Here is a 9,415-nt window from a genome sequence, read left to right as displayed (position 1 = left end):
GGGCGGCCGCGCGCGCGGCGCTGCAGGCGGTGCCGGGACTCGCCGCGGTGGGTGCGTGGCTGGCCGGGACCGGCCTCGCGCAGGTGATCCCTGATGCGAAGGACGAAGCCGATCGCCTACGGCGCACGCTGTTGTGGGAGTGACGAGGCGCCGTGTGTCAACCCCTCGGCCGTTCAGATGCCGAATCCGGCATACGGGGCTACGCTGAGTCCTGACCCGCAGGACTCGAACAACGTGAGGAGACCCCATGAAGGGGAAGATCGGACTCGTCGTAGGACTCGGCGTCGGCTACGTCCTGGGCACTCGTGCCGGACGCGAGCGGTATGAGCAGATCAAGACGCAGTGGTTGAAGCTCTACCACACCGACCCGGTGCAGGAGCGGGTCGACATGGTCAAGGATTTCGTCGGCGACAAGGCGGCTGCCGTGCCCGGTGCGCTCTGGACCGGAGCCGTGAAGGTCGTCAAGTCCGTCACGGGCAACGGTTCGCCCGGGCAGAAGCTCGACGCCGTGATCGCCTCGGGCAAGGAAGCGGTGGAAGAGGTGTCTGACGCCGCTGACGACGCCGTGGACGAGATCAAGGCCAACGCGTCCGCAGCCAAGAGCTCTTCGAGCAGCACCTCGGCAGCCAAGAAGCCTGCTCCGAAGAAGCCCGGCGCCTGAGATGCCTCGCGGATTCCGGGATCGCGCCGACGACAGTCTGCTGACCCTGCTCGGCGACCTGCCCGAACTCGTCACGAACCTCGTCAAAGCCGAGATCGACTCCGCGAAGGCGTGGATCTCGCGGACGGCGAAGGACGCCGGGATCGGGTCCGTCTGGTTCCTCGTCGCGCTGTTCTTCCTGTTCTGGGCCGTGCCGGTGATCCTCGTCTTCGGAATCGCGGGTCTGTCGTCGTGGTGGCCCGTGTGGCTGTCGGCGCTCGCCGTGCTCGGCATCCTGATCCTCGCCGTCCTGCTGTTCGCGCTGCTCGGCATCCTGAAGTTCCGCAAGGTCCTCCGTCGGCAGAATCCCGCGCAGGCGGTCGCCGAGGACATCCGCATCGTGAAGGAGGCCGGAGATGACGAATTCTGATTCGCTGGTGCCGCGCACCGTCGTCCCCGCCGGCATCGTCGATCCGCGGGACTCGGCGCGCGCCGAGCTCAAGGCGGCGCTCGCCGCGATCGAGATCAAGGGCAACATCCCCCGTCGCATCGAGAAGGCGTCGACGCGCGGCATCGCGAAGGCCCGCGTCTTCGCCGACCGCAACCCGATCGCCGCGGCTGCGGCCGTGATCGGCATCGCGGCGACCGTCGGCGGGCTCGTCTGGGTCATCGCGCGCGCGATCTCCCGCTGAGGCCCGCGTTCGCGGGGCTCGGGCAAAGGGGGCAGACTGGGAGACATGTCCGAAGTGCTCGAAGAGAACCCGTCCGGATTCACCCTCTGGGCCGTGTGGCGGCGCAGTCCTGACGTGCCCGTCACCGAGTCCGACTCGACGGAGCTCGAGACGATCGTCTCGTACGTCGAGGATTCCGGCGTCACCGTCCGCGGTTTCTATGACGTCTCCGGTTTGAAGGCCGACGCCGATCTGATGGTCTGGCTGCACGGCAAGACCGCCGAAGAGCTGCAACGCGCTCTCCGTCGCCTGCGCCGTACCGAGCTGCTGCGTTCGCTGCTGCCGGTGTGGAACGTCATGGGCGTCCACCGCGACGCGGAGTTCAACCGCTCGCACGTGCCCGGCTTCCTCCGCGGCGTCGAGCCGAAGGACTGGCTCTGCCTCTACCCGTTCGTGCGCACCCCGGAGTGGTATCTCGCTCCCGAGGCGGAGCGGCGCACGATGCTCGCCGATCACGGGCGAAAGGGTGCCGCCTTCACGGGCGTCATCGCGAACACGGTCGCCGCCTTCGCCCTCGGCGACTACGAGTGGATCCTCCCGATGGAGGCGGACGACCTCACCGACCTCGTCGACATGATGCGCGACCTCCGCTACACCGACGCGCGTCTCTACGTGAAGGAGGAGGTGCCCTTCTACACGGGGCGCCGCCTGCGCTTCGACGAGATCGCGGACGTGCTGCAGTAGGTCGGTCGATGAGCACCCCGATCCGCCTGGGAACCCGGCGCAGCGCGCTCGCGCAGGCGCAGTCCGGTCACGTCGCCGCTGCCCTCGAGAAGGTGTCCGGGCGCCCCGTCGAGCTCGTCACGATCACCAGCGAAGGCGACACGAACCGCGCGTCGCTCTCCGAGATCGGCGGGCAGGGCATCTTCGCCACCCGCTTGCGGGAGGCGCTGTTCGCCGGAGAGTGCGACTTCCTCGTGCACTCGCTGAAGGATCTGCCGACCGCCATCCCCGACGGGCTCGTGATCGCGGCGACCCCGAAGCGGGAGGACGCCCGCGATGTGGTGCTCACCCGCCTCGGCATCCCGCTGCACGAGCTGCGCTCCGGCAGCACGGTCGGCACCGGTTCTCCGCGGCGCATCGCCCAGGTGCGCCGTCGCGCGCCATACGCCGAGGTCGTCGACATCCGCGGGAACGTCGATTCCCGTCTGGCGCGCGTCGCGTCGGGTGAACTGGATGCCGTGATCCTCGCGGCCGCCGGCCTGTCGCGGCTCGGAGCGGAGTCGCGCCTGCGGCGCGAGGAGCTCGGCCTCGCCGAGTGGCCGACCGCTCCCGGCCAGGGATCGCTCGCCGTGGAGACGACGGCGGATGCTCCGGCAGAGCTGCTCGCGGCGCTCTCCGCGTTGGATGACGAGGACACGCGTCTGGCCATCACCGTCGAGCGAGCGGTGCTGCAGGGACTGGATGCCGGATGCCAGGCGCCGATGGCCGCGCACGCCGTCGTCGAGGGGCCTTCGATCCGTGTCAGGACGGTCGTCTACGCCCCCGACGGAGGGCGCCGGATCGGCCTCGACGTCACGGAAGACCTGAACGGGGAGTATATTCGTCGGAACGGCAGTGGCAATGGAGCGGATGCTGCCGATGGTGCAGACCCGATGCACGCAGCGCGTGAGCTCGGGTTCACTGTTGCCCGTCGGCTGCTCGATCAAGGGGCGGCTGGCCTCGTATCCCGAGAGCAATCCCTATGACATCCGATTCGAAGCAGGACCTCCCTCTGTACGGCTGGCGCATCCTCGTGCCCCGTGGCGGGCCGTGGGGCGACGGCGTCGCCGCGAGCCTCCGCGCGCAGGGCGCGGTGCCCGTCGTCGCACCCCTCATCAACTTCGCGCCGACCAATGACCAGGCGGCGCTCGACGTGGCGCTCGCGCAGCTGGCCGCGGGGGCGTTCGACTGGCTGACGGTCACGAGTGCCACGACCGTCGATGTGCTGTTCGCGCATCGCGCGGTGGTTCCTCGCACCACGAAGATCGCCGCCGTCGGCGAGACGACGGCCGCCGCGCTCCAGGCCGTCGGCTACGAGGTCGCACTGGTGCCCGAGCAGGACAACTCCGCCGAGGGGATGGCCGAACAGCTCATCGCCCTGGAGACCGAGCCGCGCCGCATCCTCGCCCTGCGCAGCGAGATCGCGAAGCCGGTGCTCAGCGTGCAGCTCTCGAACGCGGGGCATGATGTCTCGAGCGTCGTCGCGTACCGCACGGTCGGCGTTCCGGTCACCGAGCGGATCCGCCGTGATGTCGAGAACGGCCGCATCAACGCGATCCTGATCACGAGCGGCTCGGTGGCCGAGCAGGTGCGCGAGCAGTTCCCCGAGATCCCCGATGAGACGCTGCTCGCGGCGATCGGCCCGAGGACGGCGCGCGATGCGGAGAAAGCCGGGCTGCCCGTGTCGGTGGTCGCCGACCGACAGACGGTGGACGCGCTCATCGACGCGGTCTCGCACTTCACTCTTCCGCACGCGGCCGACGAGTTCGCGCCGTGAGCTTCCCGGAGGTCCGCCTGAGGCGGCTGCGTCAGTCGCGCGCCGTGCGCGACCTGGTGCGTGAGACGTCGCTGGAGCCGCGGCAGCTCGTGCTGCCGCTGTTCGTGCGCGAGGGGCTCCCGGAGCAAGTGGCCATCGGGTCGATGCCGGGTGTCGCACAGCATTCGATCGACTCCCTGCGGGCCGCTGCGGTCGACGCGGCCGAGGCTGGAGTCGGCGGAGTCATGCTCTTCGGTGTGCCCGCCGTGCGCGATGCGCGCGGGTCCGGCGCCGACGATCCGCGCGGCATCCTGAACGTCGCGACGGAGGCGCTGGCGGCGGAGGTCGGCGACGCGCTCGTGGTGCAGACGGATCTGTGCCTCGACGAGTTCACCGATCACGGCCACTGCGGCGTCCTCGCCGCCGACGGCTCGGTCGACAACGACGCGACGCTCGAGCGGTATGCGTCGATGGCGCTCGCGCAGGCGCGCGCGGGGTCGCAGCTGCTGGGTCTGTCCGGCATGATGGACGGCCAGGTCGCCGTGATCCGCGCCGCTCTGGATGCCGAGGGCTTCACCGACACCCTCCTGCTGGCTTACGCGGCGAAGTACGCGAGCGCCTTCTACGGCCCGTTCCGCGAAGCTGTCGACTCGCAGCTCACGGGCGACCGGCGCACCTACCAGCTCGACCCGGGCAACCGCCGCGAGGGCGTGCGCGAGGCCGTCGTCGATGCGGAGGAGGGCGCCGACATCGTGATGGTCAAGCCCGCGATGGCGTTCCTGGATGTGCTGCGTGAGGTGCGTGACACCGTCAATATTCCGGTGTGGGCATACCAGGTGTCGGGCGAGTACGCGATGATCGAGGCCGCCTCCGCCAACGGCTGGATCGACCGCCGGGCCGCCGTCCTCGAATCACTTCTCTCCATCCGCCGCGCGGGTGCCGACGCCGTCCTGACGTACTGGGCGACCGAGGCCGCGCGCTGGCTGCGCGACTGACCTCGCGCGACTCTTCAGAAGGGCCCTGATGAACGACCGCAATGACGACCTGTTCTCCGCTGCCCGTGCGGTGATCCCCGGCGGGGTCAACTCGCCGGTGCGCGCGTACGGATCGGTGGGCGGCACGCCGCGGTTCCTCGCGTCGGCCTCGGGTGCCAGGGTCACGGATGCCGCGGGTCGCTCGTACGTCGACCTCGTGGCTTCGTGGGGCCCGGCTCTGCTCGGTCACGCGCACCCCGAGGTCGTCGCCGCCGTGCAGGAGGCGGCGACCCGTGGACTGTCGTTCGGCGCTCCGACGGAGGGGGAGGTGGAGCTGGCCGCACTGATCGCCGATCGCGTGCGCTTCGGCGAGATCCGTCCGATCGAGCGCGTGCGCCTGGTGTCGACGGGCACCGAGGCGACGATGACGGCGATCCGGCTGGCCCGCGGCGCGACCGGTCGGGACCTGCTGGTGAAGTTCGCGGGCAACTACCACGGTCACTCCGACGGCCTGCTCGCCGAGGCGGGCTCGGGTGTTGCGACGCTCGCGCTTCCGGGCTCGGCCGGCGTTCCCGCCCCGATCGCCGCGCAGACGCTGGTGATCGGATACAACGACCCCGAGGCTCTCGCGGCAGTGTTCGCCGAGCACGGTCCGCGGATCGCGGCGGTCATCGTCGAGGCAGCCGCAGCGAACATGGGCGTGGTCGCTCCGCTTCCCGGGTTCAACCGTCTCATCGCGGAGACCGCACACGCCCATGGCGCCCTCATGATCCTCGACGAGGTGCTCACCGGGTTCCGCGTGCACCCGGCCGGCTACTGGGGCCTGCAGGCCGCTGCGGGTGAGGACTATCTGCCCGACATCATCACGTTCGGCAAGGTCGTCGGCGGAGGGATGCCGCTGGCCGCGCTCGGTGGACGTGCCGAGGTCATGGACCTGCTCGCTCCGCTCGGGCCCGTGTATCAGGCGGGGACGCTCTCCGGCAATCCGCTGTCGGTCGCTGCGGGGCTCGCCACGCTGCGACTCGCCACCCCGGAGGTGTATGCGACCGTGGATGCGGCATCCGCTCGCGTCTCGGCTGCTCTGGATACTGCCCTGTCGGATGCCGGCGTCACCCACGCCGTCGCGAACGCGGGAAGTCTCTTCAGCGCTTCCTTCCGTGCATCCGCACCCCGCGACTATGCCGAGGCGCAGGCGCAGGAGTCGTTCCGCTATGCGCCGTTCTTCCACTCCTTGCGCGAGCAGGGTGTGGCCTTGCCGCCGAGCGTGTTCGAGGCCTGGTTCCTGACGGCCGCGCACGGTGAAGAGGACCTTCAGATCATCGAAGCTGCGCTGCCCGCTGCGGCCGCCGCGGCGGCGTCGGCTCGCGCGTAGAGCGTCGCGTCGGCCCCGCGGTACCCGGGATCGTCTCAGACGAACATCACGCGGCGGGGCACGGCGTCGTTGTAGACCCGCCCGAGGGGGCTGGTCCATTCGATGTCTCCGCCGGGAAGCTGCCGGGCGGTCCACCGATATCGGTCGTCGATCTCGGGATGCTTGAGCGCATGGTGACCCACGCACAGGTGAGCGAGGTTGTCGTTCGATGTGGGGCCGCCGCGGGCGTGATCGTGGTTGTGGTCGATCTGGCACCGGTGAACCGGCATGCGACAGCCGGGGAACCGGCAATGCTGGTCCCGGGCTCTCAGATGTCGCCGCATCGCCTCGGTCGGGGAGTAGGCATTCGTCGACGTCACCGTTCCGTCGTGACCCAGCAGGAGGCGCGCCCAGATCGCGGCGCGTGCCGCGAGGTCCCGAGCGACGTCGGGATGCAGTGGTCCGAATCCGTCGAGCTCGGCGGGCCGCTCATCATCACCGGCGAGAGTGCTGGCTGCGACGGTGACCTGGACGCGTGCCTGGATGCTGTCGAGTCCGGTCCCCCTGGTGGCGGACGGATCGCCGGCCAGCAGGAGGTCGGTGAGCAGGTCGGCCCTGACCTCGTCGAGCGTGCGCTCGTCGGCCGGAACGTGCTCGATGCAGGGGTCGGTCGTGAACGTGTCGTCGCCGAAGACGACGTGCCCGCCGAGAGGGTCGCGGTCGATGTGATGGTCGTTGAGCGCCGGGTCGTCGCGGAGAGGGTCATCGGGAGCGAGGTCGTGCACGAACACGGCATCGACGCCCAGATCGAGAGCGTCGGGTGAGAGCACAGGATGCTGATCGTCGCGCGTGGCGATCACCTGCTGGCCGAGTCGCGTCAGCCGATCGAGGATCGCGGCCGCGAGATGCTCGGGCAGCAGCACCTGCAGAAGCGCAAGGCCGTCGTCGACCGAGCGCATCGTCACCGCTCTCTCGCTCCGTGCACGTCGGTGCCGCTCGACCAGCGTCTCTCCCGCGAGCGACGCGGCGATCTGTCGCACCATCGCCCGGGTGCGGCCGGGGGAGTCGTGCTCCGCGACCTCGAGGGCCGCGGCGTCGTAGAGACTCAGCGTCTCGGCATCCACCCGACCCTTGCGCACGGCCAGTCGCACGATCATCCCCGCCCGGACGATCTCGCGCACATGTCCGGCGCTGATGCCTCCGCGCCGGAAGGACTCCCGCACCGCGGGGTGATCGGAATCGAGGAGGCAGGCATCGGAGAACGCATACTCGGCGCTGCCCTTGGCGATGCGCCCGGCGGCGGCGTACTCGGCGATCATCGATCGGTGGATCGCCTCACGATGATGCGGGTGCTCACGCACGTCGTCATCGAGCACGCGCATCCGGTCGGCGAGAAGGCCCGACGATTCTGCCTCGAGCACGGAGATCTGCCGCCTCTTCTCCACCCAGGCATCGAGCAGCGCCTGACGGTGCTCGATGCTGTTGTCGGTGGGGGAGGTCATGCCTCTAGTATAGAACATATGTTCGAATGTGCAAGAGATGATGTCGACCGATTGAGTCGAACCCACAATGGATCGTTGCGTTCCTGTGAGCAACTTCCAGACAACTGGGAGGGCCGCGCTGGCAGACTGGGGGCATGGTGACGTTGCTGCTGGACCAGACGCAACTGGAGGTCGTGCTCTCGCCGATCGAGCGAGCCGCCACCTTCCACCGCAGCAACGTGCGGATCGTGCGCGACCACATCACCAAGGTGCAGCTCACCGAAGATGCGTGGACGTGGCTGCGCGGAGTGCCGAACCCCGGAACACACATTCCCGGAGTCCTCGCCGCCGGCAGCTGGAAGGCGGCAGGCAGCCTCGACTTCGTGCTGATCCGTCGGCGTCGTCCGGGTGTCGTCATCGACCTCGAGGGCGACGACCAGTACGGCCGGCTGATCCTCAGTACGCGTCACGGCCTCGCACTCACGCAGGCGCTCCGACTCGACGTGTCGACCGAACCTGCCGACGTCGAAGAGATCGTCGCGACCGCTCCGACACCCACCTCCAAGGGGAGTCGTCGACCGGTCATCCGTCCGCGGCCCGCCTGACCCGCCCGGATCATCGAGAAAGCCCTCCGCCCCATCAGGGTGCGGAGGGCTTCCTCGTCAGCGGACGGACTCAGCCGTGGTGGTTGCCGTCGTGTTCGTGGTGCTCGTGGTGCTCACCGTCGTGTTCGTGGTGCTCACCGTCGTGTTCGTGGTGCTCACCGTCGTGCTCGTGGTTCTCACCGTCGTGCTCGTGGTTCTCACCCTCGTGCTCGTGGTTCTCACCCTCGTGCTCGGCATGCTCGTCCCCGGGCGCGGCCTCGTCGGCGGCATCCGCTCCGTCCTCGGAGTCAGACTCGGGCGCGTCTGCAGTCGGGACGGTGTCGATCACTCCGGTCGACGCGACGGTCCAGTGCGGCCCGTCGTCGGATGTCGACTGATCCTGGGGGTAGTCCTTCGGCTCGTCCTCGTAATACGCGCGGGCGGCGGCGGCGAGCATGGAGCTGACAGCGGCGGAGCGGGGATCGCTCTCGTCGGCGTTCTGCTCCGACGCGTCGCCCTCATGCTCCGCGGCGTCGGACGAGCCGTCCGTCGCCCCGAGCTCGGTGAAGAACTCGACGCCGGCGTGATTCTCGTCGACGTTCTCGTCGGTGCTGGAGTCGCCCGCGCTGTCCGGCGTCTCGGCCGGGGTCGCGCCTGACGTGCCGAAGAGGATCTCGTCGAACGATCGCGTCGGAGCGGCCTCCTCGGCGTCGGCGTCGTGCGGAGCCCCGTCAGAAGAGCTCTCGCCGCCATCGGTGGTCTCTTCGCCCGCATCCGACGAGACGTCCTCGGATACCGCGTCATCGTCGTGCTCGTCGTGGTCGCCGGCCACGTCGTCGCCGGCCTCGACAACGCCGTCCTCGACGACGCCGTCCTCGACGACGCCGGTCTCGACATCGCCGTGCGCGTCGGCGTTCTCCTCGGACTCGAGCGTCTCGACGAGGCTCACCTCGACGGTGGTCTGCTCTGCGCCGTCATCGGGCATGGAGGCGACGTCTTCAGAGGCGACCGCATCCTCGACGGAACCGTCTTCGACCGCATCCTCGTCGACGGCGGTCTCTTCGATCGGCGCGTCCTCGACAGCGGCGTCCGCCTCGACCGCGCCCTCGTCGACGGAATCGTCGGCGTCGCCGTCACCCTCCGCGGTCTCCGCGAAAACCGCCGCTCCTGCGCCGGCAGTGGCGCCGGCCGCGGCC

The 9,415-nt window shown here is 69.6% G+C and carries 10 protein-coding genes and 1 pseudogene; 9 read left to right on the top strand and 2 right to left on the bottom strand.

Features of this window, described 5'->3' with window-relative positions; all coding sequences use genetic code 11:
• The first annotated feature begins 247 nt into the window (after positions 1 to 247).
• From DW306_RS09460 to DW306_RS09425, 8 genes are read left to right on the top strand one after another with little or no spacing between them, the layout of a single operon-like run.
• Positions 248 to 661 (top strand): hypothetical protein, encoded by a 414-nt coding sequence (locus DW306_RS09460; protein ID WP_136055353.1) that lies wholly within the window; start codon positions 248 to 250, stop codon positions 659 to 661.
• A 1-nt stretch (position 662) separates the two neighbouring features.
• Positions 663 to 1,070, top strand: a complete 408-nt coding sequence (locus DW306_RS09455; protein WP_136055352.1) for a phage holin family protein — start codon at positions 663 to 665, stop codon at positions 1,068 to 1,070.
• Entirely contained in the window at positions 1,057 to 1,332 is a 276-nt protein-coding gene (locus tag DW306_RS09450; protein ID WP_136055351.1) for a hypothetical protein, read from the top strand. The genes DW306_RS09455 and DW306_RS09450 overlap by 14 nt, the downstream gene beginning before the upstream one ends.
• Before the next feature lie 45 nt (positions 1,333 to 1,377).
• Complete coding sequence (hemQ, locus tag DW306_RS09445) at positions 1,378 to 2,055, top strand: hydrogen peroxide-dependent heme synthase (protein WP_136055350.1); 678 nt, start codon at positions 1,378 to 1,380, stop codon at positions 2,053 to 2,055.
• An 8-nt stretch (positions 2,056 to 2,063) separates the two neighbouring features.
• Positions 2,064 to 3,059 (top strand): hydroxymethylbilane synthase, encoded by a 996-nt coding sequence (gene hemC, locus DW306_RS09440; RefSeq protein ID WP_136055349.1) that lies wholly within the window; start codon positions 2,064 to 2,066, stop codon positions 3,057 to 3,059.
• On the top strand, positions 3,056 to 3,850 hold the full coding sequence (locus tag DW306_RS09435; RefSeq protein ID WP_136055348.1) for a uroporphyrinogen-III synthase: 795 nt from the start codon (positions 3,056 to 3,058) through the stop codon (positions 3,848 to 3,850). Before hemC ends, DW306_RS09435 begins: the two co-directional genes overlap by 4 nt.
• Positions 3,847 to 4,824, top strand: a complete 978-nt coding sequence (gene hemB, locus DW306_RS09430; protein ID WP_136055347.1) for a porphobilinogen synthase — start codon at positions 3,847 to 3,849, stop codon at positions 4,822 to 4,824. Before DW306_RS09435 ends, hemB begins: the two co-directional genes overlap by 4 nt.
• 28 nt (positions 4,825 to 4,852) lie before the next feature.
• Positions 4,853 to 6,175 carry a glutamate-1-semialdehyde 2,1-aminomutase gene (locus tag DW306_RS09425; RefSeq protein ID WP_136055346.1) on the top strand — a complete coding sequence of 441 codons (1,323 nt, stop codon included), beginning with the start codon at positions 4,853 to 4,855 and terminating at the stop codon, positions 6,173 to 6,175.
• Between the two features lie 35 nt (positions 6,176 to 6,210).
• On the opposite strand, the gene DW306_RS09420 is transcribed toward DW306_RS09425, so the two are convergent.
• Positions 6,211 to 7,656, bottom strand: a complete 1,446-nt coding sequence (locus tag DW306_RS09420) for an HNH endonuclease signature motif containing protein (RefSeq protein ID WP_136055345.1) — start codon at positions 7,654 to 7,656, stop codon at positions 6,211 to 6,213.
• 134 nt (positions 7,657 to 7,790) lie between these two features.
• On the opposite strand from DW306_RS09420, the gene DW306_RS09415 reads away from it, so the two are divergent.
• Entirely contained in the window at positions 7,791 to 8,240 is a 450-nt protein-coding gene (locus tag DW306_RS09415; protein ID WP_136055344.1) for a hypothetical protein, read from the top strand.
• Positions 8,241 to 8,310: 70 nt separating this feature from the next.
• On the opposite strand, the pseudogene DW306_RS21270 reads toward DW306_RS09415, so the two are convergent.
• Positions 8,311 to 9,415, bottom strand: a pseudogene (locus DW306_RS21270) (DNA polymerase V family protein); the annotation flags it as partial.

Source organism: Microbacterium sp. K24 (assembly GCF_004794465.1).
Lineage (GTDB): Bacteria > Actinomycetota > Actinomycetes > Actinomycetales > Microbacteriaceae > Microbacterium.
Note: the sequence above shows the minus strand (reverse complement) of the source record. Positions and strands in the feature narration are given on the sequence as shown.